This is a genomic window from Nocardia sp. NPDC055165 (assembly GCF_053606985.1).
In genome coordinates, this window is sequence record NZ_JBSGSS010000007.1 from 92,194 (window position 1) to 115,544 (window position 23,351).

Annotated in this window: 19 protein-coding genes and 1 tRNA gene; 9 read left to right on the forward strand and 11 right to left on the reverse strand. The window is 68.6% G+C overall.

What is annotated here, in order from left to right; all coding sequences use genetic code 11:
- The first annotated feature begins 140 nt into the window (after positions 1 to 140).
- Positions 141 to 1,244, forward strand: a complete 1,104-nt coding sequence (locus tag ACWFRF_RS16345; protein WP_452450692.1) for an aryl-sulfate sulfotransferase — start codon at positions 141 to 143, stop codon at positions 1,242 to 1,244.
- Positions 1,232 to 2,545: a uracil-xanthine permease family protein gene (locus ACWFRF_RS16350; RefSeq protein ID WP_452450694.1), complete on the forward strand. Its 1,314-nt coding sequence runs from the start codon at positions 1,232 to 1,234 to the stop codon at positions 2,543 to 2,545. Before ACWFRF_RS16345 ends, ACWFRF_RS16350 begins: the two co-directional genes overlap by 13 nt.
- A gap of 22 nt (positions 2,546 to 2,567) precedes the next feature.
- Here ACWFRF_RS16350 and ACWFRF_RS16355 read toward each other — a convergent pair whose 3' ends face one another.
- From ACWFRF_RS16355 to ACWFRF_RS16365, 3 genes are all read right to left on the reverse strand, one after another.
- Complete coding sequence (locus ACWFRF_RS16355) at positions 2,568 to 3,917, reverse strand: ABC1 kinase family protein (protein ID WP_378991626.1); 1,350 nt, start codon at positions 3,915 to 3,917, stop codon at positions 2,568 to 2,570.
- A 61-nt stretch (positions 3,918 to 3,978) separates the two neighbouring features.
- Complete coding sequence (locus ACWFRF_RS16360) at positions 3,979 to 4,854, reverse strand: TOMM precursor leader peptide-binding protein (protein WP_378991339.1); 876 nt, start codon at positions 4,852 to 4,854, stop codon at positions 3,979 to 3,981.
- A gap of 208 nt (positions 4,855 to 5,062) precedes the next feature.
- Positions 5,063 to 6,520, reverse strand: coding sequence for a zinc-dependent metalloprotease (locus ACWFRF_RS16365; protein WP_452450695.1), 1,458 nt, complete (start codon positions 6,518 to 6,520; stop codon positions 5,063 to 5,065).
- Between the two features lie 127 nt (positions 6,521 to 6,647).
- On the opposite strand from ACWFRF_RS16365, the gene ACWFRF_RS16370 reads away from it, so the two are divergent.
- Positions 6,648 to 7,673 (forward strand): YlbL family protein, encoded by a 1,026-nt coding sequence (locus ACWFRF_RS16370; RefSeq protein ID WP_379315126.1) that lies wholly within the window; start codon positions 6,648 to 6,650, stop codon positions 7,671 to 7,673.
- Here the strand turns inward: ACWFRF_RS16370 and ACWFRF_RS16375 are convergent, their stop codons facing one another.
- Complete coding sequence (locus ACWFRF_RS16375) at positions 7,674 to 8,252, reverse strand: PPA1309 family protein (protein ID WP_266292347.1); 579 nt, start codon at positions 8,250 to 8,252, stop codon at positions 7,674 to 7,676.
- 156 nt (positions 8,253 to 8,408) lie between these two features.
- On the opposite strand from ACWFRF_RS16375, the gene ACWFRF_RS16380 reads away from it, so the two are divergent.
- Complete coding sequence (locus tag ACWFRF_RS16380) at positions 8,409 to 11,390, forward strand: UPF0182 family protein (protein WP_452450984.1); 2,982 nt, start codon at positions 8,409 to 8,411, stop codon at positions 11,388 to 11,390.
- A gap of 73 nt (positions 11,391 to 11,463) precedes the next feature.
- On the opposite strand, the gene ACWFRF_RS16385 is transcribed toward ACWFRF_RS16380, so the two are convergent.
- On the reverse strand, positions 11,464 to 12,006 hold the full coding sequence (locus ACWFRF_RS16385; protein WP_387447089.1) for a transglycosylase family protein: 543 nt from the start codon (positions 12,004 to 12,006) through the stop codon (positions 11,464 to 11,466).
- 356 nt (positions 12,007 to 12,362) lie between these two features.
- Here ACWFRF_RS16385 and ACWFRF_RS16390 point away from each other — a divergent pair.
- Positions 12,363 to 12,436 (forward strand) — tRNA-Met (locus tag ACWFRF_RS16390).
- A 56-nt stretch (positions 12,437 to 12,492) separates the two neighbouring features.
- Here ACWFRF_RS16390 and ACWFRF_RS16395 read toward each other — a convergent pair.
- The 4 genes from ACWFRF_RS16395 to ACWFRF_RS16410 form a co-directional block, all read right to left on the reverse strand.
- Entirely contained in the window at positions 12,493 to 12,750 is a 258-nt protein-coding gene (locus tag ACWFRF_RS16395; RefSeq protein ID WP_101466146.1) for an HPr family phosphocarrier protein, read from the reverse strand.
- A 26-nt stretch (positions 12,751 to 12,776) separates the two neighbouring features.
- Complete coding sequence (locus ACWFRF_RS16400) at positions 12,777 to 15,008, reverse strand: PTS fructose transporter subunit IIABC (protein WP_452450698.1); 2,232 nt, start codon at positions 15,006 to 15,008, stop codon at positions 12,777 to 12,779.
- A gap of 228 nt (positions 15,009 to 15,236) precedes the next feature.
- Positions 15,237 to 16,226 (reverse strand): 1-phosphofructokinase family hexose kinase, encoded by a 990-nt coding sequence (locus ACWFRF_RS16405; protein ID WP_452450700.1) that lies wholly within the window; start codon positions 16,224 to 16,226, stop codon positions 15,237 to 15,239.
- Complete coding sequence (locus ACWFRF_RS16410; RefSeq protein ID WP_379312860.1) at positions 16,223 to 16,990, reverse strand: DeoR/GlpR family DNA-binding transcription regulator; 768 nt, start codon at positions 16,988 to 16,990, stop codon at positions 16,223 to 16,225. Before ACWFRF_RS16410 ends, ACWFRF_RS16405 begins: the two co-directional genes overlap by 4 nt.
- A gap of 262 nt (positions 16,991 to 17,252) precedes the next feature.
- Between ACWFRF_RS16410 and ACWFRF_RS16415 the strand changes: the two genes are divergently transcribed.
- The gene (locus tag ACWFRF_RS16415; RefSeq protein WP_452450702.1) at positions 17,253 to 18,071 is read left to right on the forward strand and encodes an amino acid-binding protein; all 819 of its coding nucleotides are present in this window, start codon (positions 17,253 to 17,255) and stop codon (positions 18,069 to 18,071) included.
- Positions 18,072 to 18,074: 3 nt separating this feature from the next.
- On the opposite strand, the gene ACWFRF_RS16420 is transcribed toward ACWFRF_RS16415, so the two are convergent.
- Positions 18,075 to 18,299: a hypothetical protein gene (locus tag ACWFRF_RS16420; RefSeq protein ID WP_378632882.1), complete on the reverse strand. Its 225-nt coding sequence runs from the start codon at positions 18,297 to 18,299 to the stop codon at positions 18,075 to 18,077.
- Positions 18,300 to 18,379: 80 nt separating this feature from the next.
- Here ACWFRF_RS16420 and ACWFRF_RS16425 point away from each other — a divergent pair, with 80 nt between their 5' ends.
- Positions 18,380 to 19,555, forward strand: a complete 1,176-nt coding sequence (locus ACWFRF_RS16425) for an alpha-hydroxy-acid oxidizing protein (RefSeq protein WP_378991357.1) — start codon at positions 18,380 to 18,382, stop codon at positions 19,553 to 19,555.
- A gap of 134 nt (positions 19,556 to 19,689) precedes the next feature.
- Positions 19,690 to 20,442, forward strand: a complete 753-nt coding sequence (locus ACWFRF_RS16430) for a DUF6319 family protein (protein ID WP_378991358.1) — start codon at positions 19,690 to 19,692, stop codon at positions 20,440 to 20,442.
- Between the two features lies 1 nt (position 20,443).
- On the opposite strand, the gene ACWFRF_RS16435 is transcribed toward ACWFRF_RS16430, so the two are convergent.
- Entirely contained in the window at positions 20,444 to 21,949 is a 1,506-nt protein-coding gene (locus ACWFRF_RS16435) for a diguanylate cyclase (protein WP_452450704.1), read from the reverse strand.
- A 292-nt stretch (positions 21,950 to 22,241) separates the two neighbouring features.
- Here ACWFRF_RS16435 and galK point away from each other — a divergent pair, with 292 nt between their 5' ends.
- Positions 22,242 to 23,348: a galactokinase gene (gene galK / locus ACWFRF_RS16440; RefSeq protein WP_452450706.1), complete on the forward strand. Its 1,107-nt coding sequence runs from the start codon at positions 22,242 to 22,244 to the stop codon at positions 23,346 to 23,348.
- Positions 23,349 to 23,351: the final 3 nt, after the last annotated feature.

The following is a 23,351-nucleotide window of genomic DNA, read 5'->3' on the forward strand; positions in this document are numbered from 1 at the left end:
GTGCCCGCAACCGGTGCTGGTCCGCGGTTTCGGTATCCGACCAGGGGGTGAGCCGGTTTCGCGCACCATGATCGGAACGGTTCCCGTGCACGCGATTCTACTGAATATTCAGTGGGGTCGAATATTCAGGAAGAGGCGGCATGGAACAGAACACCCTCAAGCGCCGGGGCATCGGGCTGATCGGCAGCGATGCCGAGCTGGCCTCGCCCGGCTTCACGCTCTACGCGCCGCTGGCGGGCAACGGCCGAGTCGACCTGGTCGACCTCGACGGCGAGATCGTCCACCAGTGGCACCTGCCCTACCGTCCGGGCAGACACGCCCGCATCCTCGCCGACGGCTCCCTCGCCTACAACGGCGCGACCCTGGCCCGTGCACCCCTGTTCGCCATGTGGCGCAAGTACTCCGGCGGTTCGATGGCCCGCTACGACCACACCGGTGCCCAACTGTCCGAGATCCGCGACGATCTGGCCCACCACGACGCCCACCACTACGACGACGGGCGCGTACTCTACGCCGCAGTGCAGCCGCTCACCGGCGCCGACGCGGCACGGATCCAGGGCGGTGTGCCGGGCACCGAAGCCGACGGGATCGTCTGGTCCGATGTGATCCGCGAGGTCGGCCCCGACGGCGCGCCGATCTGGGAGTGGCGTGCCGTCGAGCATCTCGATCCCGCGCAATTCGCGCTGCAGCCGCACTATTGGCGTGAGCACTGGCCGCTGATCAACAGCGTGTACCCGCTCGACGAGCACACGGTGGTGGCCAGTCTGCGCAGTGTCTCCGCGGTGATCCTGATCGATCGGCGCACCGGCGCGGTCACCGAGCTCGCCGACCGCGACACCGTCGCTCAACAGCATCACGCCACCCCGCTCGGCGACGGCCAGATCCTGGTGTTCGACAACGGCACCTTCCGCACCGGAGAATCGGTCACCTACAGCCGCGTCATCGAAATAGACGCTGCTACCGGCGAAGTCGGGTGGACCTATCAGGACTCCCCGCGTGAGGCGTTCTTCACTCCCTTCATGGGTGGCGCACAGCGGCTGCCCAACGGCAACACGCTGATCACCGAGGCGGCGTTCGGCCGGATCTTCGAGGTGACCCCGGAACGGGAGATCTGCTGGGAGTACGTGGTGCCCTCGTTCACCGAATACCCCGATCCCGATACCGCCCAGGTGTTTCCGGGTATCTCCAACGCGATCTTCCGTGCCTACCGTTACCGCGCCGAGGAACTCCCATGGCTACGGTGACCGAACCGATGGTGGCGCCGGTCGACGAGATTCCGCCCGCGGGAAGGGCTTTCGCCGGTGCGCTACAGCACCTGGTGGTGATGATCGCGATGCCGCTCACCTCGGTGCTGCTGATCAGCCGCAGCCTGCACCTGGACGACGAGGCGGCCCGCGCCCTGCTCTGTGGCGCACTGCTTTTCAGCGGTATCGGCACCATCCTGCAGTCCGGGGGCCGATACGGTCTCGGAGCCGGGCTGCCGTTCGTCATGCTGCCCGGTGGCGCGGCGGTGGTGCTGTTCATCCAGACCGCGCAGACCTACGACCCCGCCACCGCCACCGGCGCGGTACTGATCACCGCGGTCGCGGGCATCGCGCTGGTGCCGATCGCGCGCAAGCTGGTGCGGTTCCTGCCGATGGTCGTGATCGCGAGCATGATCCTGGTGATCGGGGTGAACCTGGTGAAGGTCGGCGCGAATCTGATCACCTCCGCCGACGACCCCACCCCGGTCAGGTCGGTGACCATCGCCGGGGTGACCATCGCGGCGACAGTGCTGGCACACCGTTTCCTGCCTCCCGGTTGGCGACGCGTGTCGGTGCTGATCGGGATGGGGGTCGGGACCGCGGTGGCGGCCGCGCTCGGCCGATTCACGCTCGCCCCGGGTGACGCGCTGGTGCAACTGCCGGAGCCGCTGCTGTTCGGTGCACCGCATTTCGACCTGCTGGCGGCCGTGCCGCTGCTGGTGTTCAGCATCGGCTCGATGGCCGAGGCCACCGGGCAAACGGTGCTCAACGCGCAGGTCGTCGGCAAGCAGATCGACACCGCGCCGACGGTCGGGCGCACGATCCGCGGTGACGCTGTCACCTCCCTGTTCTCCGGGCTGTTCGGTGGACCGACCATGGTGACCAGCGGTGAGAACATCGGGCTGATCCGGCTCACCGGTGTTCGCAGTCGCTACGTCACCGCGCTGACCGGCCTGATGCTGATCCTGGCCGCGTTCGTCGCGCCGGTCGGCCGGATCGTGAATTCGCTACCCGGGCCTGTCGTCGGCGCGACGGCGGCCATCGTGTTCGCCACGATCATCGCTTCCGCGATCGGCCTGTTCCGCGACGTCGACCTGAACGACGACGCGGCCCTGCTCACCACCACCGCGGCCCTCACCGCGGGCCTGCTGCCGATTCTGGTTCCCGCCCTCTATCGCGGCTTCCCCGCCGATCTGAAGCTGCTACTCGGCAGCGGAGTCACCATGGCCGCCGTGGTCGGCATCGCGGTGCACGTGCTGTGCACGGTGGGCCGACGCCCGTCCAGGGCTTCCGTCGACTGAGACGCCCCGGGTGAGGGTGCGCCTACGACGCCTGTTCGGCGCGGAAGCCCGGCACCCAGGTGCGGACCAGGTTCATGAAGCCGAGTTCCGCGTCGAGCTGGGCCAGGATGCCGACCGAGCCACCGAGCACCCGGAAGACAGTGAGGTACTCGGCCGGAAGTTGCAGGGCGCGAGCGGTTTTCATCTCCGGGCTGGAGAACTCGGAGGCCTTGCCCGCCACCCGCTGCATCCACGAGCGGGTGAAGTGGAACGTGTCGGTGCGAATCGGGTCGCTGAACGGGCGCAGGTACGCCTCGATCTCCTCGTGGGTCACCACCCGGCCGGGAATGACCCAGCCGTGCTCGTAGAGCAACTCGGTGAGGGCCGCGTGCTCGTCGGCGACAGCGAGGGCCAGCATGCGGCCCAGGATCTCCGGGAAGCCGTCCGGCATCGGCGCACACGCGCCGAAGTCGAGCACGGCCAAGGTGCCGTCGGCCCGCACCAGGAAATTGCCGGGGTGCGGGTCGCCGTGCAGCAGGCCGACCAGTTCGGGCGAGCTGAAGTGGAAGGTTCCCATCAGCTCGGCGATCCGGTTGCGCTGCGCCCGGGTGCCCTCGGGGTCCTCCGCGCCTGCCTTGATCAGGGCCGACACCGGGGTGCCGTCGAGCCATTCGGTGACGATCACCTTCGGGGCGCCCGCCACCACCTTCGGGATCGCGATGGTGGGGTGGCCATCGAACGCGGCGGCGAAGCGGCGCTGGTTGGCGGCCTCGATGCGGTAGTCGAGTTCTTCCTCGGTGCGTTCGGTGATCTCGGCGAGCAGCGGCTTCACATCGGCGCCGGGGATCACCGACGAGAGCAGTCCGGTCATCCGCGACAGCGTCTTCAGGTCGGCGCGCAGCGCGTCGTCGGCGCCCGGATACTGCACCTTCACCGCCACCGCGCGGCCGTCGGACCAGACCGCGCGATGTACCTGGCCGATACTGGCCGAGGCGGCCGGGGTGTCGTCGAAGGACGCGAAGCGTTCCCGCCACTTGGTGCCCAGCTGCTGGTCGAGCACGCGGTGCACCGTCTCGGCGGGCATCGGCGGTGCGGCGGCCTGGAGCTTGGTCAGCGCCTCGCGATAGTGCTCGCCGAACTCCTCCGGGACCGCGGCCTCCATCACGCTCAGCGCCTGCCCGAACTTCATCGCGCCGCCCTTGAGCTCACCGAGCACGGTGAACAGCTGCTCGGCTGCTTTCTGGTTCAGGTTCGCGTTGATCTGCTTCTTGTCACCACCGACGAGCTTCTTGCCGAACCCGACAGCGGCTCGTCCGGCGATGCCGAGCGGAATCTTGGCCAACTTGGCATTGCGGCTGGAACTGCGGCGCACGATCTCGGACACGGTACCCATCATGGCCGAACTCGCGGGGTGTGTGCCATAAGAATGCTCACACCGGCTGATGCGACGCCCGTCACCGGGCGGTTTCCGGCGCGCGGGAGGTCATGTTCCGGCACCCGCATTCCTGATGCGGCAGCCACGGCCGGCGCTGGATCTCGTGGGTGTCGAGGTTCAATTCCACGGTGGCGTCGAGAGTGCGCGGTGGACGCCGCGGTGAACAGGCGACGATCGCCTCCAGTTCGCCGAGCGCCAGCGCGGTCGTCGCCGCGATGCCCGCCGGGGATGCGTGCCCGGTGCGGCCCAGTAGCTGGGCGGCCAGATGCGGCCAGTCGTGATCGAATCCGGCCCGGGTCAGGTCGGCACAGCGCAGGCAGCTGGTCTCGCCGGGCAGCACGAGCGGGCCGACCACGCCGACCCCGTCGCGAACTCGGACCTGCAGGTGCGGCACCCGTCGCAACACCAGATCCACCGACAGTCCGGGGTCGATCATCAACGCGTCGGTGAGTACCACCAGATCGCCCGTGGCGGTACCGGGCGGACTGTCGGGTCGGTACGCGCGCGAGCGGGTGGGGCGAAAACCCATGCGCCGCAATCCGATCGCTACGGCATCCGAGAGCGGGCCGAGGCCGTGCACGGTGATACCGCGGATCTTGCCCAGCGCGGGTTCGGGCTCGAGCAGCAGGCCCGCACGCTCGATCGCGGTGAGCATGCCCATGGTGCGATCGGGGCTGATGCCGAATTCACCTGCCCGCCAGATGATCTGGGGCCGCGATTGCAAGCCGTCGAGCAGGCGGAGGAAGGCGAGCACGGTGCCCGTGTCGTGATCGGTGGTTTCCAGCAGCAGTGCGCGTTCGGGGTCCCAGCCGAGCTGGACCGTGCCGGACGGGCGAACCAGGGTGGTCACTCGCGGGTTGAGCATCGGCCCGCGCAGTGGGGAAGTGGTCGTCATGTCAGAAGTATCGGCATCCGACAGCGGCGCGAGGTGCGCCGAAAGTGCAGTTATCCACAGGCTTTCGGCGTGTCGGCCGACGGATTCCGAAGTGTGAACAACCGCTGTACCGCGGGTCGTCGCCGCGTTTCGCGACGAACGTTAGCCTCGGAACCGTGTTGCGCCACCGAGATCGGAAGTTTCTCACCGACCTCGGCGGCGAGGTGGATCAGGCCTTGCCGGAATCCGAGTCGGAATCACCCTCGTCGCGCGGGGTTTCGTCGGAATCGGACTCTTCGGCCTCGGTTTTGCCGAGACCGGCCGCGTCGCGCTCCCGCGCCTCGGTCGCGGCCAGCTGGGCCAGCGGGTCGTCGAAAGCGCCGGTGCTGCCACCGATGATGGAGTCGATGAACCCGGCGGGCGAGTCGAGATCGGTGGAATCGGGCAGCAGATCGGGGTGTTCCCACACCTTGTCGCGCCGCTCCATCCCCGCGTCGGTGGTGAGCCGCCGCCACAGCGCCGAGGCTTCACGCACCTTGCGCGGCCGCAACTCCAGGCCGACGAGCGTGGCGAATGTCTGCTCGGCGGGTCCGCCCGTCGCCCGGCGGCGACGCAGTGTCTCCGACAGCGCGTTCGCGCCCGGCAGACGCTCACCCACCGCGTCGCTGACCACGACATCGACCCAGCCCTCGATCAGCGCCAGCAGGGTCTCCAGACGCTCGAGCGCCTGCTTCTGCTCCGGCGTGGTCTGCGGTTCGAACGTGCCCTGGGAGAGCAGTTCCTCCAGCTTGGAGGGGTCGCTCAGCGACATCGGGTCGATGCCCTGCGCGGCTTCCTCGATCGCGGAGAAGTCCATCTTGATGCCGCGCGCGTAGTCCTCCACGGCGCCGAGCACCTGCTGGCGCAGCCACGGCACGTGCGCGAAGAGCCGCTGGTGGGCGGCCTCGCGGGCGGCCAGGAAGACCATGATCTCGCTCTCGGGCTGCTCGAGCCCCTCGCTGAACGCCGAGATCGCGGTCGGCAGTAGCGCGGCGGTACCGGCCGGGCCCAGCGGCAGACCGATATCGGTGGAGGTCAGCACCTCCTTGGCCAGCTGGCCGAGCGCCTGACCGAGCTGGGAGCCGAACGCCAGCCCGCCCATCTGGCCGAGCATGCCGACCATCGGCCCGGCGAACTGCTTGGCCTCCTCGGGCAACTGCGCCGTCCACATGCCCGAGATCTGCTCGGCCACCGGATCGCACAGGCGCTTCCAGGTGGGCAGCGTCTCCTCGATCCAGTCGTTCGGGGTCCACGCGACCGTCTTGGTGGCGCCCGCGGGCAGCACCGTGGCGCCGTCGAGCCACAGTTCGGCCAGGTGCGCCGCGTCGGTCACCGCGGTCGTGGTCCCCGACGCGATCGGGGCGATGGTGGAGCCGAGCTGCTGGCGGGCCAGTCGCTTGGCGACGTCGTAGTTGACCGGGCCGGACTGCGCGCCGCCGGGACCCATGCCCTGGCCCATGCCGCTGATCATCTGCCCGAGCTGGCTCAGCATCTGGCCCAGCTGCGACGGATCGAAGCCGCCCGCACCGCCGGCGCCGCCCGCTCCGAACCCGAACGGATCGTTTCCGCCGGGTCCGTTGCCCTCGTCGCGACGCTTGCCGGAATCGTCGTCGTCGCCGGTCGAGAAGCCGAAGGGGAGATCGCTCATACCTCTTACGTTACGCGGGACCCCCGGGCCCACGGTGTTCGCGCATCGCGAAATCGCGCGGCGACGCCCACGCCGTAAAGCGTGCCACTGCCGTCGGTCACGGGCGTTGATCACTACTGTGGTCCGAGTGAATCGTCGGATCCTCACCCTGATCGTCGCCCTCGTCCCTGTCCTCGTGCTCGGTGTGGCAGGCAGCGTGGTCACCGTGCCGTTCGTCGCGCTGGGCCCCGGCCCCACCTTCGACACCCTCGGCCAGGTCGAGGGCAAGCAGGTGGTCGATGTCACCGGCGCGCCACTGGATCCCACGAGCGGGCACCTGAACATGACGACCGTGTCGGTGCGCGACGGGCTGAACCTGTTCGAGGCGTTCGGGTTCTGGGCCAGCGGTGAGCACGGCCTTGTCCCGCGCGCCGAGGTGTACCCGCCCGGCGTGTCACGCGAGGAGGTCGACAAGTCCAACCAGCAGGACTTCAAGGATTCCGAGAGCGATGCCGAGGTCGCCGCGCTGCACTACCTGAAGATGCCGACGGTCGTGCTGGTCCGCGGACTCGGCGAGCAAGGCCCGGCCAACGGCGTGCTCGAGGTCGGTGACGAGCTGATCAGCATCGACGGCGCCCCGATCACCGCGCCCAAGGACGTGATCGACATCGTCGGCACCAAGGCGCCCGGCGCCACCATCACCGTCGTCCACCGTCGCGGCGATCTCGAGCTGACCAGTCCGATCACCCTGGCGGCTCGTCCCGGCGACGAGGCGAAGGGCTACCTCGGCATCACCCCGGGCGAAGGCGGACGTCCGCCGTTGCAGGTCGAGTTCAACCTCGCCGATATCGGCGGACCGTCGGCCGGCCTGATGTTCAGCCTCTCGCTGATCGACAAGCTCTCGCCGGGCGAACTCAACGGCGGCAAGTTCGTCGCGGGCACCGGCACCATCGACCAGGACGGCAAGGTCGGTCCGATCGGTGGCATCCAGTACAAGATGATCGCGGCGCGCGAGGCAGGCGCGGAAACCTTCCTGGTCCCCGCAGACAACTGCAACGAGGCCGGTCAGCGTGCTCCGGAGGGCCTGCGCTTGGTGAAGGTCGACACCCTCGACAGCGCGATCGCCGGACTGGCCGAGATCAACGCGGGTCGCGAGCCGATCGGCTGCAAGTAGTCACTCCAGCGTGTGATGCAGGGCCTCGACCAGGCCCGGTGCCAGGTTGGGGTAGGTGCGCAGGTCGAGGTCGCCGAAGCCGTCGTCGTCCTCGGGCCGGATCTGCAGCAGGCACAGGGTGGCGCCCTGGCGCAACACACCCGCGATGAGCCGGGCGTCGCGCCGACCCGGGTGCGCGTGCGCGGCGGCGCGCCCGGCCGCGTCGGCGGCCTCGTCATCGGCGAGTAGCGGAACCAGCGCTTCGTCGAGATCGCTCTCGGCGTCGGGCGGCAGCACCACGATCTCCTGCACCAGCACGCAGCCTTCGACCGCGGGCGGCCAGGTGGTGGTGGCCAAGAACTCGTCCAGCGCCATCGACCCGCCGGTGATGTCGTCGGGGAAGGCTTCCTGGGCCACGGGGGTCAGCTCGCTGCCGTCGTCGAGCTGGTCTTGCAGGTCCGGTTCGGCCGCGGCCAGGTCGGCGGTCGGCACCAACGCGAACATCTGCGGCGGGTTTCCCCAGCCCTCGGCGTCGGCGAACTCGACGACCTCGCGCACACAGCGGGCGAGGAGAACTTCGGCGTGCTCGTCTTCGGTCACCCGCACATCCAATCATTTTCGGCCCAGACGCTTGCACGGTGTCCGATTTCCGTAGAGTGGGCGCCAACGGTCCGGCAACGGATCACCCGCAATATTCGGACTGCGGTGACTGCGCCGATCACGGTGTGGAACCGCCGGAGCATGGAGAGTGGCACCGTGGGCATGCGGCCCCCCACCGGCTTACCTTCGTTGTCCCGACGCAGCCGTGTGCTGCTGGTGACAGCAGTCGTCCTCGCGGCGCTGCTGCTGCTCGGGCCCCGCTTCACCGATGCCTATACCAATTGGTTGTGGTTCGGTGAGGTCGGTTATCGCAGTGTGTATCTCGGCGTGTTGCGCACGCGGCTGATGCTGTTCGTGGTCGTCGCGTTGCTCGTCGGCCTGGTGGTCTGGGCGGCGCTGCTGCTGGCCTATCGGTCACGTCCGGTCTTCGTGCCGGTCGCCGGGCCCAACGATCCGATCGCGCGCTACCGCACGACCGTGATGAGCAAGCTGCGGCTGTTCGGCGTCGGTATCCCGGTGTTGCTCGGCGTACTGTCGGGTTTGGTCGCGCAGTCGAACTGGGCGACGGTGCAGCTGTTCCTGCACGGTGGCGAGTTCGGTCAGCAGGACCCGCAGTTCCATCTCGACATCGGCTTCTACACCTTCGATCTGCCGTTCTACCGGATGGTGCTGAACTGGCTGTTCGTCGCCGTGGTGATCGCGTTCTTCGCGAACCTGGTGACCCACTATGTGTTCGGCGGCCTGCGGTTGGCCGGGCGTGAAGGCACTCTCACCAGGGCCGCGCGCGTGCAGCTCGCGGTGATCGCGGGAATCTTCGTGCTGCTCAAGGCGGTGGCGTACTGGTTCGACCGGTACGACCTGTTGTCGAGTACGCGTAAGGAGCCGACGTTCGGCGGTCCGTCGTTCACCGATATCAACGCGGTGCTGCCCGCCAAGCTGATCCTGCTGTCGATCGCGGTGATCTGCGCGATGGCGTTCTTCGCCGGGATCGTGCTGCGCGATCTGCGGGTTCCCGCGATGGCGGCCGCGCTGCTGGTGCTGTCGTCGATTCTGGTCGGTGCGGTGTGGCCGATGGTGGTCGAGCAGTTCTCGGTGCGCCCCAACGCCGCGGAGAAGGAAAGTCCGTATATCGAGCGCAATATCCAGGCGACTCGCGAGGCGTACGGGATCACCGACGACAAGGTCGAGTATCAGAACTACCAGGGTGAGAGCAGGAAGAGCCCGCTCGAGGTGCCTGCCGACGCGGCCACCATCGGCAACGCCCGACTGCTCGACCCGAATATCCTCTCGCCGACCTTCACCCAGCTCCAGCAGCGCAAGAACTTCTACGGCTTCCCCGAGTCGCTCGACATCGACCGCTACAGCCTCAACGGCGACGTCCAGGACTACATCGTGGCCGCGCGTGAGCTGCATCCGGCCGCGCTGTCGGGCAACCAGAAGGACTGGATCAACCAGCACACCGTCTACACCCACGGCAACGGCTTCGTCGCCGCGCCCGCCAACCGGGTCAACAAGCCGCAGTCCGAGGCCCAGAGTGCCACGGGCGGCAGTGATTCGGGCTATCCGCTGTTCATGGTGAGCGACCTGTTCACCAAGGTCGAAGACCAGCAGATCAAGGTCGAGCAGCCGCGGATCTACTACGGCGAGCTGATCGCCCAGACCGATCCCGACTACGCCATCGTCGGCACCGCGGAGGGCCAGGCGCCGCGGGAGTACGACTCCGATCAGGCGCAGTTCACCTATGACGGCAGCGGTGGCGTGCCGATCGGGAACTGGTTCAACCGGTTGGCCTTCGCGGCCAAGTACGCCGAGCGCAACATCTTGTTCTCGTCGGCGATCAGCGAGGACTCCAAGATCCTGTTCAACCGCGGTCCGCGCGACCGGGTGCAGAAGGTCGCGCCGTGGTTGACCACCGACGGCAACGCCTACCCCGCGGTCGTCGGCGAGCGTGTGGTCTGGATCGTCGACGCCTACACCACGCTGGACAAGTACCCCTACGCCCAGCCGACGTCGCTCGACGGCGCGGTCGAGGACAGCATCGACAAGAAGACCGGGCGGGTCATCCCGCGCAAGGAGGTCAGCTACATCCGCAACTCGGTGAAGGCCACCGTCGACGCGTACGACGGCACCGTCACCCTGTACGAGACCGACACCACCGACCCGGTGCTCAAGGCCTGGCGCGGCGTGTTCCCCGATGCGGTGAAGCCGCAGAGCGAGATCTCGCCCGAGCTGCGCGCGCACTTCCGCTACCCGGAGGACCTGTTCAAGGTCCAGCGCGACATGCTCACGAAGTACCACGTGGACAACCCGCGTGAGTTCTTCACCAACAACGCGTTCTGGTCGGTGCCCAGTGATCCGACCATCGAGGGCGGCACGTTCAACCAGCCCCCGTATTACGTGTTGCTGGGTGACCCGAAGACCAACAAGCCGGTGTTCAACCTGACCTCGGCGATGGTCGGCTACAACCGGCAGTTCCTCTCGGCCTACATCTCGGTGCGGTCGGACCCCGACGGGTACGGCAAGTTCACCGTGTTGCAGCTGCCGGTGGAAACGCAGACGCAGGGCCCGCAGCAGACACAGAACTCGATGACCACCGCCGACGCGGTCTCCCGAGAGAAAACCCTGCTGTCGAACTCGAACAAGATCCGCTACGGCAACTTGCTCACGCTGCCGGTGGCCGACGGCGGCATCCTCTACGTGGAGCCGTTCTACAACGAGCGCAACACCGGTTCGTCGACCTTCCCGCAGCTGCTTCGCGTGCTGGTGAGCTATCGCGACGCGGCGGGCAGCGTGAAGGTGGGCTACGCGCCGACGCTGGCCGAGGCGCTGAACCAGGTGATGCCGGGTGCGGGTTCGCTGGCGACGCCGTTCGGTGGCGATCCGTCTGTGAAGCCGAAACCGGGGGTGATCCCGCCGGTCGACCAGGGCACCGTCACTCCGCCCGGTAACGGCACCACGCCGCAGCCGGGGACTACGCCGCCCGCTGGATCGACGCAGGAGGCCGCGGCCGCCGAGCTGAGCCGCAAGATCGAGGCGGTGCGCACGGCGATGCGGACGGGCAACTTCACCGATTTCGGTAAGGCGCTGGAAGAGCTGGACGCCGCGGTGAAGGCGTATCAGGACGCAGGCGGCCGGTAGCCGGCCGCCGCGTAGCAGCAAGAAAGGCCCCGTCTGGTCGACGGGGCCTTTCTTGTGCAGGGGGAACGGTGGATCAGCCGCCGATCGAGGCGATCAGCGGAGCGTTGGCGTCGAGCAGGGCCTGGTACTGACCCGCGACACCGTACTGGTCGGCCAGCGCCTTGCCCGTGGCCTTGGCCTGGTCGACGGCAGCCTGGACGTCGGTCTTGGCCTCGGCGGGCAGTTCGACCGGCAGTTCGACGGCGGGCTCCTCGACCACCTCGGGCTCGGATGCGCCCGACTGGAGGAACTGGCCGCAGTGCGGCCAGGCGCCGACGCCCTGGCTGGCGAGCACGTTCTCCGCGACGCGGATCTGCTCTTCCTTGCTGGCGTTGTGCGCCGAACCCTGGCCGCCGTTGGCCGCCCAGGTGCTCTGCGAGAACTGCAGGCCGCCGTAGTAACCGTTGCCGGTGTTGATGCCCCAGTTGCCACCGCTCTCGCACTGGGCGACGCCGTCCCAGTTGTAGGCGGCGGCGGAGGCGGTGCCGGTGGCGAGGCCGAACGGAACGGCAACAAGGGCGCCGGCGATGGCGGCGACGCCAAGGGCGCGGGTGCTGAATTTCCGGGTCTCAGTCATGGGGGAGACGCTAACCAAAGAATCGACGCCGATCACATCTTGATAACGGGAGGATTCTATGAATGGAATAGTCGTCTTTTCGATGTTTACACTGCATAACCAGTGGGAATACCTAGATTCCGGTCAGTCTGTTATTGGGTCGTTATGTGTTCGGGATCACGAGGTGATAGTGACGCCACTCACTGAAACTCGGCCTCGCCCCGCGCGATTGCCGGAATGTGTGATGGCTGCCACAGTCGCGGGGTTCGATATGCGGTGTTGCCCGTCGAGGATTGGGCTTCTTGGTGATAAAACCCGTGTTGACCTCGCGATTTGGCGCCTGCGTGAACCTGTGTGTAATGTTGTGTTCACACCGACGCGGGGTGGAGCAGCTCGGTAGCTCGCTGGGCTCATAACCCAGAGGTCGCAGGTTCAAATCCTGTCCCCGCTACAAAGAAAAGGCCCGGAACCACTGGTTCCGGGCCTTTTCCGTTTCTCCGGGTCGGTTCAGGCGTCGAGGTCGCTGGCGACGAGCTCGGCGATCTTGTCCAGAGTCGGCTGATCGTCGCTGGTGATCACCACCTCGGCGCCCTGGCCCGCGCCGAGGGTCATGATCATCAGCGCGGAGCCCGCGTCTACCGGGTCGCCGCCCGTGACCGCGATGGTGACGGGAACGCCTGCCGCGCCGACCGCTTCGGCGATGAGGGCCGCGGGGCGGGCGTGCAGGCCGACCGAGGAGCCGACGGTGACGGTGGTGCTTGCCATGGGATATCTCCTTGTGTGCGAATGGATTACGCGGTGGTGAGAACAGGGGCGACGGACTGCTTACCGGTGAGTTCCTTGGCGAGGGTGACGCAGGCCGCGGCGACGAGCGTGCCGGCGACGAGCGACACCAGGAACCAGCCGAGGTGCCCGATCGCGAAGAACACGAAGATGCCGCCGTGCGGTGCGCTCGAGGTGACGTCGGTGGCCATGATCAGTCCGCCGGTCACCGCGCCGCCGACCATCATCGACGGCAGCACCCGCAGCGGGTCGGCGGCGGCGAACGGGATCGCGCCCTCGGAGATGAACGAAGCGCCGAGCAGCCAGGCCGCCTTGCCGTTCTCGCGTTCGGCCTCGGTGTAGAGGCGCGGGCGCAACACGGTCGACAAGGCCATCGCCAGCGGCGGCACCATGCCCGCGGCCATCACCGCGGCCATGATCCGCAGGGTCGCGGTATCGGTGACCGAGAGTCCGGCGGCGGCGAACGAGTAGGCGGCCTTGTTGACCGGACCACCCAGGTCGAAGCACATCATCACGCCCAGGATGACGCCGAGCGCGATGGCGGAGGTACCGGACAGGCCGTTGAGCCAGTCGGTGAGCCCGTTGGTCACGGCGGCCAGGGGCTTGCCGAGCAGGACGAACATCAAGATGCCGACGATCGCCGACGCCAGCAGCGGGATGACCACCACCGGCATGAGCCCGCGCGCCCACGTGGGCACCGACAGCTTGCTCACCCACAGCGCCGCGAATCCGGCCACCAGACCGCCGACCAGGCCGCCGAGGAATCCCGCGCCGACGAAGACCGCGATCGCGCCCGCGGTGAAACCCGGCGCCAGGCCGGGACGGTCGGCGATCGCGAAGGCGATGTACCCGGCCAGCGCCGGGACCAGGAAGCTGAAGGCGAGCGAGCCGATCTGGAAGAGCACGGCGCCGACATAGGTGGCCAGACCGCCGTCGGGCAGGTCGGTGATCGAGTTGTCGAGCACGATCGTCTTCGCGCTGTCGGAGATCTCGTAGCCGCCGAGCAGGAAGCTCAGGGCGATCAGCAGACCACCCGCGGCGACGAACGGGATCATGTAACTGACGCCGGTGAGCAGGATCTGGCGCAGGCGGGTGCCCCAGCCGATGCCCTTGGCCGCCGCCTGCGAGGGCGCGGGCGCGGTACCGCCGACGGTGGCGGCACTCGCGGTGGTACTCGCCGCGACGGCCTCCGCGATCATCGTGTCGGGCTCGTTGATGGCGCGTTTGACGCCGGACTCGACCACCGGCTTGCCCGCGAACCGGCTTCGGTCCTTCACCCCGACATCGGTGGCGAAGATGACGGCGTCGGCGTCGGCGATCGTGGCCGGGTCGAGCGTGTCGCCCCCGCTCGAGCCCTGGGTTTCCACCGCCACGTCGACGCCGGCGCGTTCGCCCGCGGCGACCAGGGCGTCAGCGGCCATGTAGGTGTGGGCGATACCGGTTGGGCAGGCGGTGACCGCGACGATCTTCTTCGGCGCACCGGGCTTCGCCGTGCCGACGGCCGGTGCATCGCCTCCAGCTGACGCTGGGTTGTCGCCCGGGTGTCCGGTGGGGGCCGTCGTCGCGCCATCGGTTGTCGCGCCGGAACCAGCCACGCCCACTGCGGCGGTACCGACTGCCGCCGCGCCGACTCCGGCGGCCGATGACTCGGAGACGGGAGTCGCGTCCCTCTCGCCCGCAGCGGAGGAGGTCCCCGTTCCGCCGTCGGCGGGCGAACCGGACCCGGCCGCACCAGCCGATCCCGTCGCCGCTGTGCCACCGGGGGAAGGTGTGGTCGCGGCCGGTGGGGGATTGATGACGCCGTCGACCAGGGCAACCACGTCTGCCGATGTCGCGGCGCCGCGTAGGTCGGCGACGAAGGCAGGCCGGACCAGCGCGCGAGCCAACGACGACAACAATTTCATGTGCTCCGCCCCTGCACCTTCCGGAGCGGCGATCAGGAAGACCAGATCGGCGGGCCCGTCGGGAGCGCCGAAATCGACGGCGGGTGCGAGTCGGGCGAAAACCAGCGAGGCGGTGGTGACGGCGGCCGATCGGCAGTGCGGGATCGCGATGCCGCCGGGTAGCCCGGTCGCCGACTGCGACTCTCTGGCCAGGGCGGCTTCGGCCACCGCGTAGACGTCGGTCGCGCGGCCGGTGGCGGCGAGCTTGTCCGCGAGCGCGGTGATCACGGCGCCCTTGTCGGCGCCGAGATCGGCGTCGAGCGCGATCAGGTCTGGGGTGATGATCGAATCGGCCATCGTCGTGTCTTTCCGGAGTGGGGGTGGAGCAGGAGCTTGTCGGGTCCAGCGGTGTCGATCGGCGCGGTTATCGGCGTCGGCCGGTGGGGTGGCGCTGGGTGATGGATGTGTGGCGGTGGTGATCGCCGTCTGCGGCCGGATCTCGGATCAGCGGCGGACGAACGTGCAAGTCGCAGCGGTTCGAGTTCGGCGATGGGCGAAGGCGCCGGGGGCCGATCATGGGGACGCTCATGCCGGGGCCGATGGTCGGTCGGCGGTGAGTGGGTGCGCGGTGACGGCTTCGAGGACGATGTCGGCGGGGCCGGGTAGTCCGGTGCCGGGGAGCGCGGTGGCGGCACTGCCGTAGGCGACGGCGGTGCGCAGGCGGTCGGCGGGGGGTTCGCCCGCGAGGTCGGCGAGCAGGTAGCCGGCCAGGGCCGAGTCGCCCGCGCCGACAGTGCTGCGCGCGACGATCGGCGGGGCGGCGGCGAACCACGCGTCCTCGGCGGTGACCAGGACGGCGCCCGCCGCGCCCAGGGTTGCCAGCACCGCGCCGACGCCACGGTCGATCAGTTTCACGGCGGCTTCGGCCGCGGCCGTGGGGTTTTCGAGGTCGACGGCGTCGAGACCGGTGAGCTGAGCCAGCTCTTCCGAGTTGGGTTTGATGAGATCCGGTGTGGCGCCGACTGATTCGGCGAACAGGGCGAGCAGCGGAGCATCGGAGGTATCGACGGCGACGCGGGGGCCACGCGTTCTGTTCGGCGACAGGCACGGTGTGGACAACGTCGCGACGAGCTGCGCGTACCAGTCGACGGGCACGCCCGGCGGTAGTGATCCGGACAGCACGATCCACTCGGCTCCCGTGGCCACCTCCACGAGCAGCGCCGTGAGCTCGGCCAGATCGCGCGCAGTCAAGGGACGGCCGGGCTCGTTGATCTTGGTCGTGGTGCCGTCGGATTCGGCGATGGTCAGATTCACCCTCGGCCCACCGGTCACCTGCACCGCGCGGAATTCGATGCCCGCCGTGCGTAATCCGTGCACCACGGGGTCGTCGTCGGCCCCCGGCAGCACCGCCGTGACCGCCGCCCCGCCCTCGGACACCACCCGCGCGACATTGACTCCCTTGCCGCCGGGGTGCGACGTGACACTCGCCGCGCGATGCACCTGCCCGCGCCGCAACGGCTCGGTGAGGGTGATCGTGCGGTCGACACTCGGGTTCGCGGTCAGCGTGACGATCATGCGAGCACCACCTCGATTCCTTCGGCGACCAGTTCCGCGTGTGCGGTGGCCGGAATGTCGGTGTCGGTGACCAGGACGTCGACCTCGGCGGCACGGCCGAAGCGCACGAAGTCCTCGCGTCCGATCTTGCTCGCGTCGGCGACCACGACGACCCGGTCGGCGGCGGCGATCATCGCGCGTTTCACGGCGGCTTCCTCCGGATCGGGGGTGGACAGCCCGTGTCGCACGGTCAGCGCGTTGGTGCCCAGAAACGCGACATCGACCCGCAGTTCGCCGAGCAGTCGCAAGGTCTCGGCGCCGACGGCGGCCTGGGTGACGCCGCGAACCCGCCCACCGAGCAGGTGCAACCGCACACCCGTGAAGCCGGTGAGGCGCGCGGCGACCGGCAGCGAGTTGGTGACGGTGACCAGGTCGAGGTCGGCCGGCATGGCCGCGGCCACCCGCACGGTCGTCGTGCCCGCGTCGAACAGCACGCTGCCGCCCGCTCGCGGCAGGTACCGCTGCGCGAGTTCGGCGATCCGGTCCTTCTCCGCGGCGCGCGTGCTGTCGCGCTCGGCGGTGCCCGGTTCGAAGGTCGTGAGCGCGCCGGAACCGACCGCGCCCCCGTGCACCCGCCGGATCACCCCGAGTCGGTCGAGCACCGCCAGATCGCGGCGCACGGTTTCGGTGGTGACCCCGTACTGGTCGGCGAGTTCGGCGACGGAGACGCGCCCGCGATGCCCGATCAGGGTCGCGATCGCCTGCTGCCGTTCCTCGGCGTACATGGAGTTCCTCCGGTCTCGGTGAATCTTTACTTATGTTGTTTTATGCCCATTCATGTGGGTTTGTCAATGGATTTTGGTGAGCCGAATCACAAATGTTGCCCCTCGACTATCGAGAAAATGGTGCCGGCAGTCACACCCGAACAGTGCGGGTGCTCGACATCACTGCGGAAATCGGTGCAGGTCAACGGCTTTGGTGCGCGCTTTCACGTCTCTGTTACGCACCTCGTCCAAGATCGACACGAAGGCCGGAGACGCTGACCCCATGTGGCGATTCGCAGTGCGACCCCGTGTCACGGTCCTGGCCTGCGAGGTATGCGGCAGACTGCCGCATCCCGGCCGGACCAGGCTCACGCTGGCCAAACTCGCGGCGGTGTTCCCGGTGGAGCTGGCGCTGCACGCGTTGGTCGTCCATGTGCACCCGCCGTACCTGCTGACCGTCGCCCTGCTCACGGTCACCACCACGATCCTGGTGATCTGGGTGGTGGAGCCGTCGGCGATGCGCATGCTCGGCGGCTGGCTGCACAGCCCGGAACTACGGCACCGTGACCGAATCGACTCCGCGCCCGCGCTCTGGCGGATCCGGGTGCGCCTGGCCGACCGTCCCGGCGCGCTCGAGACGCTGGCCAAACATCTCGCCCACCGCGACGCCAACATTCTCACCGTGCACGTGCACCAGCTGGAGGACGCCGTCCTCGACGAACTCGTCGTCGCCGCGCCCGCCGAGGTCACCGCGCACGCGATCACCTCCGCCGCGGAACACGCGGGAGGGTCCGGAGTGCGAGTCTGGCCCGCGACCGTGCTGTCGCTGATCGATGGTCAGACCAAGGCGCTGGCCATCGCCGCACGCATCGTCGGCGATCCGGACGAATTACCCTTGGCCGTCGCCGAACTGCTGGGCGCGCGCTACCTCGCGCCCGGTACGCCCCAGGTGAGCGAACCGGGCGAGGGCACGCTGCTGGAACTGGACCGTGACGATCGTCGCTGGGGTTTCGTACGCCCCGACGAACCGTTCACCCCCGCGGAGATCGCCCGCGCGCATCGGCTCGCCGATCTGGCGGTGCTCACCGCGCGGCGACAGTGACGTTCAGTCGAAGCCGAGGTCGCTGGTGAGCGGATCGCGTAGGGCGCCCTCGGCGGCCCGCAGACGATCGGTGACCGAGGTCAGCAGATCCATCGAATCCTGGGACAGCCCGAGCGCGAGGCGGGTCAGGTGACGGATGGCATCGCAATGGAAGAGGTCGGCGAGTAGAGCGTCCGGGTCGGCGGGCGCGGCCGAGTGTTCGACGACGGTCACGGCAGGGGCACTCACAATCTCGTATTTTCGAGTATGACGCACCTTACATCCACCCTGCGGTCCGTGAACCCCGGTCGGCGTGCGAAAGTGCAGCAATGAGTCAGTTCGCCGACTATCAGAACGAGATCTACCTGGCCGCGCTCGGGGGGATCCAGCCCGAATTTCCCATGGATTACGCGACGCTCGAGCGCAAAGCCACTGCGGCACTGCCGGATTCGTTGCTGAACTATATCGCAGGCGGGGCGGGCGACGAGCTCACGCAGCGGCGCAACGCCGAAGCGTTCGCCGATTGGGGTCTGGTGCCGCGAATGCTGGTCGGCGCCACCGAGCGCGACCTCGCCGTCACCGCCTTCGGCCACACCTTCGCCAACCCGCTGTTCCTCGCGCCGGTCGGGGTGATCGGTCTGGTCGGCGAGAAGGGCCACGGTGACATCGCGGTGGCCGAGGCGTCGGCGCAGACCGGTGTGCCCGCGATGTATTCGACGCTGATGGAGGATCCGCTCGAGGACGTCCGCCCGCACGCGGGCGACACGCCTTCCTTCTTTCAGCTGTACACGCCGAAGAACCGTGAGCTCGCCGAGAGCCTGGTGCACCGCGCCGAGGCCGCGGGGTACGCGGGGATCACGGTCACCCTCGACACCTGGGTGCCCGGTTGGCGTCCGCGCGACCTGGCCAGTGGGAACTTCCCGCAGCTGCGTGGGCACGTGCTGAAGAACTACACCAGCGACCCGGTCTTCCAGCAGATGGTCGGCTCCGACGATCCCAAACTGATTGTCCTGCACTGGATCGCGACCTTCGGCAATTCGCTGACCTGGGATGACCTCGGCTGGCTGCGGTCGATCACCGATCTGCCGCTGATCCTCAAGGGCATCTCCCATCCCGAGGACGCGCGCAAGGCGATCGACTTCGGCGCCGACGGCATCTACTGCTCCAATCACGGTGGGCGCCAGGCCAACGGCGGGCTGAGTGCGCTGGAGACCTTGCCCGCGGTCGTGGCCGCCTGTGACGACCGGGTGCCGGTGCTGTTCGACTCCGGGGTGCGCTCGGGCGCCGATGTGGTGAAGGCGCTCGGACTCGGTGCGACGATGGTCGGGCTCGGCAGGCCGTATGTGTACGCGCTCGCACTGGGTGGAGTGCGCGGCCTGGTGCATCTGCTGCGCAGCTACGCGGCCGAAGCGGACCTGCTGATGGCGGTCAACGGCTATCGCGATGTGGCCGCGGTGCGCGAGAACATCCGGCCGACGACGCGCGGCAACGCCACTCTCGGCTGAGAGTGGCGCGGCCCGGAATCCTCGCGCAGGAGGGTGTTTCGGGCCGTGTGGGCGGCTCGGGGGAGAACTTGTCGGTGCTGTGCGGCATCATCGGTGCGAAGACCACGCTGTAGCACCAACCCCCGGAGTCCACGATGTCCTCGCCGAGCACCAAGTCCGCATCCCGCCGATCAGCACCGCCGGTACTATCCGACGCCGAGCTCGCGCGTATCGCAGGCGAGCTCGCCGAGGGCAAACCGCCGATGGTGTGGTTCACCGCCGCCGCTGTCGGTGTCGCCGAGGGGAAGTCGGGCAAGGTTGTCGCGCTCGACGATCCGTCCGCGGGCGACTTCCTGCAGGTGCGGCCCACCGGTTCCAAAGATGTGCTCTCGTTCGGCCCGAGCGAGGTGACGCTGACCAAGCCGGCCCGCGGGACTACCGTAGCGCCGGGCGGATCCGCACGGACCCGCCCGGACAGTGCCCCCGCGCCGAGCAACCGAAAGGACAACACTGTGACCCAGCCGTCGACCCTGCCGAGCGCTGCTACGCCCGCGCCGAGGTCGCTCGCCCCGGTAGCCGATGATCCCAAGCCCGCCCCGGCAGCGCCGCGGCCGGCGAAGGCTCCCGCGGTGCGCAAGGCCAAGGTGGCCGAGGTGACCGTGACCCTCACCGGAACCGCCGACGGTGAGTGGACTGTCGATGTGATCAACGGTAAGAAGCGCAGTGTGAAGGGGTTGGCGGTCAGCAGTGCGGCCGTCGCTCAGGCCGCGAAGATCCTGCACCCCGAGGTAGAGGAAGTGGTGGCCGGGATTCTGGAGGCTGCTCGGGGGGCTCAGCAGGCGAAGGTCGCGCAGTTGCAGGCCGAGCTGGAGGCGGCTCGGAAGCTGTTGGAGGAGTTGGGGGACTGACCTACTGGGCCACCCGCTGAATCCGCGGGGAGGCGGAGATGCGCCGCCGCGTCGACGGCTTTCTCAGTTCGTCGTGGAAGCTGAGACCGAGGCGATATTCCTTGGCGTGATACATGGCGGCGTCGGCGGTACGGATCAGGTCGTAGATGGTTGTTTCGGTGGGGCGGGTGGTCAGGCAGGCGACGCCGATGCTGGCGGTGATGGGGATTTCACCGCAGCTCAGTTCGAAGGGGCGGATGAAGGCGCCGAGAATGTGTTCGGCCAGCACGGTGGCTTCGGTGCGGCTGCGTGGTGCCAGGACCACGAATTCGTCGCCGCCGTAGCGGGCCGTGAGGTCGGCGCTGGCAGTGGTGCGGCGGATGCGGGACGCGGCGTTGGCGATGAGTTCGTCGCCGACGGCGTGACCGTAGCTGTCGTTCACCATTTTGAAGCCGTCGAGGTCGATGAACAGCAGACACAGTGGTTTTCCGGCCCACTGATCGCGATAGCGGTGCGGTGCGCGCAGCAGCGCGGCCCGGTTGAACAGCCCGGTGAGCAGGTCGTGGTCGGCCTGGTACTGGGCGCGGCGTTCGCTGCGCGTGCTGCGCGCGATGGCGCGTTCGCTGCGCACCAGTACACCGGCCAACAGCAACGTGAGCAGCGCGCAGATCACCACGCGGTCGACCACCCCGAGGTCGGCGCCGACCACACTCACCAGCGAGGCCGCCACCAGTGCCACCGCGATCATCCCGGCCCGCTGCCGCGATCGATGCGGTCCCACACTCTCGGCGTCGCGCAACCCGCCCATCGTCGGCTGCACCGCGGCCAGCCCGGCCAGCAGGTACGCCCACTGCTGCGGCACCAGCGCGACTTCGGGATCGACCGCGATCGTGCCTGCGGCAGTGAGGCTTTCGATCAACCCACCGATGAGTACGGCGATCAATGCGGCCTGCAACAACCGCAGCGATGTCTCCGAGCGGACCACCGTCGCCAGCGAATGCGCGAGCACGGTAGCCAGCAGCGCGTGGATCAGCGGATAGCTCGCGGCCAGTGCGGTATCGACGAACCCGGTGCTGTGCCGCAGGATCGGCGAGATCAGGAATGTCCACGAGGCCAGCAGCGCGCTGAGCCCGATGAGCGTCGAGTCCAGCCAGAGGTCGCGGGCATTGCGCAGTCGGTGCGGCTGCAACCAGCCGACGGCGGCCACGCCGAGGCACAGCGAGGCCGCCAACGTACACAGATCGTCGACCGGGTGCCAGCTCGGGTGCAGTCCGAGCGCGCGTATCGCGGTGCCCGTGGCGAACAGCGGCACCGACGCGGCCAGCAGGTACCAGGGCAGCCGGTGCGCGGGCCGATGGCGGTACATGCCGTACCCGATCATCGCCAGCGATCCCGCGACGATCACGATGAGCAGCAGAAACGGCAGCGCCCGGCCGCCCGCCAGCGGCGCGATCAGCACGGCCCCCGCCGCGCCGAGCGATACCGCACACCGTCGCAGGCTCCCGTAGCGTGTCTCGCTGATGGTCATCAGCCCCCCTCGATCTTGCTGCGCACGCGACGAGCGTCGATTCGAATGTGAGGCCGGTGAATCACTCGAAGTATCGGCCGAGAGCACCGAGTGTTGTTGTCCGAGCACGATCCCCAGCCGGCAGTGCCGACGCTCAAAACCTTTACAACTCAGTCGATCATGACACGTCCACGGCCCTGCTGTCGATGCGTTGAGAGCATTGCCGCATACCGATTCGGCACCCAGTGCTCGACAGTTGCCCGCCGCGGTGTTCGGTGATGACATCGTCGCAGGAAGCGGAAGGGAAGTACGGGTGGAGAAGTGGATCGCGCCGGGCCGGGTGAACATCATCGGCGAGCACACCGACTACAACGACGGGTTCGTGTTGCCGATCGCCCTGCCGCTCGGCGTCGTCTGCGTGGCCGGACCGCGCGGTGACGGGCTGGTGCGGCTCACCTCGGCGCAGCGGCCCGGTGAGGTCGTCGAGGTGGGCGCAGATGCTCTTGCGGCACAACGGGATCGGCTGCCCGGTTGGGCCCGCTATCCGCTCGGCGTCGTCAACGAATTCATCCGCGGCGGTCATCGCGTCAGCGGGGTGGACCTCGAACTCGACGGTGCGGTGCCGATCGGCGCGGGCCTGTCCTCGTCGGCGGCCCTGTGCTGCGCGGTGACGATCGCGCTGCGCGACCTGTTCGCGCCCGCGCTCACAGATCGGCGCATGGTCGAGATCGCCAGGGCGGCGGAGAACAGCTTCGCCGGAGTGCCGACGGGCCTGCTCGATCAGTCCGCCTCGATCCTGTGTACCGAGGGCCACGCACTGTTCCTCGACATCCGCGCCTTCACCGCCTCGGAATCGGCTGCCGCCGAGCAGATTCCGTTCGATCTCGCCACTGCCGGGCTGGCGTTGATCGTCGCCGACACCGGCCACCCGCACGATCTGGCAGACGGCGGATATGCCGAGCGGAGAGCCCAGTGCGAAGCCGCCGCCGCCGCGCTGAAGCTGTCCGCCCTGCGCGATGCCACCTCCGAAGACCTGCCACGCTTACGGGATCGAGTGCTGCGGCGTCGCGCGCGGCACGTGGTCACCGAGAACGCGCGGGTGCTCGCGGTCGTCGACCGGCTGCGCGCCGGTGCGGACCCGCGGTCGATCGGTGCGCTGCTCACGGCCTCGCACCACTCGCTGCGCGAGGACTTCGAGGTTTCCGCGCCCGCGCTGGATCTCGCGGTCGACGCGGCACTCGACGCGGGCGCACACGGTGCGCGCATGGTCGGCGGTGGCTTCGGCGGCAGCATCATCGCCCTGGTCGAGCACGCCGACCGGGTGGCCGAGAACATCATGAACCGGTTCGCTACCACTGGTTTCGCCCCGCCCCGCGTCTTCGCCGTCGAGCCTGCCGCGGGTGCGCGCAAACTGGAGTGAACA

Excerpts from the sequence above, each read along its gene's own strand:
- ACWFRF_RS16345 (WP_452450692.1), top strand. The coding sequence starts at position 141 with ATGGAACAGAACACCCTCAAGCGCCGGGGCATCGGGCTGATCGGCAGC.
- ACWFRF_RS16350 (WP_452450694.1), top strand. The coding sequence starts at position 1,232 with ATGGCTACGGTGACCGAACCGATGGTGGCGCCGGTCGACGAGATTCCG.
- ACWFRF_RS16355 (WP_378991626.1), bottom strand. The coding sequence starts at position 3,917 with ATGGGTACCGTGTCCGAGATCGTGCGCCGCAGTTCCAGCCGCAATGCC.
- ACWFRF_RS16360 (WP_378991339.1), bottom strand. The coding sequence starts at position 4,854 with ATGACGACCACTTCCCCACTGCGCGGGCCGATGCTCAACCCGCGAGTG.
- ACWFRF_RS16365 (WP_452450695.1), bottom strand. The coding sequence starts at position 6,520 with ATGAGCGATCTCCCCTTCGGCTTCTCGACCGGCGACGACGACGATTCC.
- ACWFRF_RS16385 (WP_387447089.1), bottom strand. The coding sequence starts at position 12,006 with ATGACTGAGACCCGGAAATTCAGCACCCGCGCCCTTGGCGTCGCCGCC.
- ACWFRF_RS16395 (WP_101466146.1), bottom strand. The coding sequence starts at position 12,750 with ATGGCAAGCACCACCGTCACCGTCGGCTCCTCGGTCGGCCTGCACGCC.
- ACWFRF_RS16400 (WP_452450698.1), bottom strand. The coding sequence starts at position 15,008 with ATGGCCGATTCGATCATCACCCCAGACCTGATCGCGCTCGACGCCGAT.
- ACWFRF_RS16405 (WP_452450700.1), bottom strand. The coding sequence starts at position 16,226 with ATGATCGTCACGCTGACCGCGAACCCGAGTGTCGACCGCACGATCACC.
- ACWFRF_RS16410 (WP_379312860.1), bottom strand. The coding sequence starts at position 16,990 with ATGTACGCCGAGGAACGGCAGCAGGCGATCGCGACCCTGATCGGGCAT.
- ACWFRF_RS16415 (WP_452450702.1), top strand. The coding sequence starts at position 17,253 with ATGTGGCGATTCGCAGTGCGACCCCGTGTCACGGTCCTGGCCTGCGAG.
- ACWFRF_RS16425 (WP_378991357.1), top strand. The coding sequence starts at position 18,380 with ATGAGTCAGTTCGCCGACTATCAGAACGAGATCTACCTGGCCGCGCTC.
- ACWFRF_RS16430 (WP_378991358.1), top strand. The coding sequence starts at position 19,690 with ATGTCCTCGCCGAGCACCAAGTCCGCATCCCGCCGATCAGCACCGCCG.
- ACWFRF_RS16435 (WP_452450704.1), bottom strand. The coding sequence starts at position 21,949 with ATGACCATCAGCGAGACACGCTACGGGAGCCTGCGACGGTGTGCGGTA.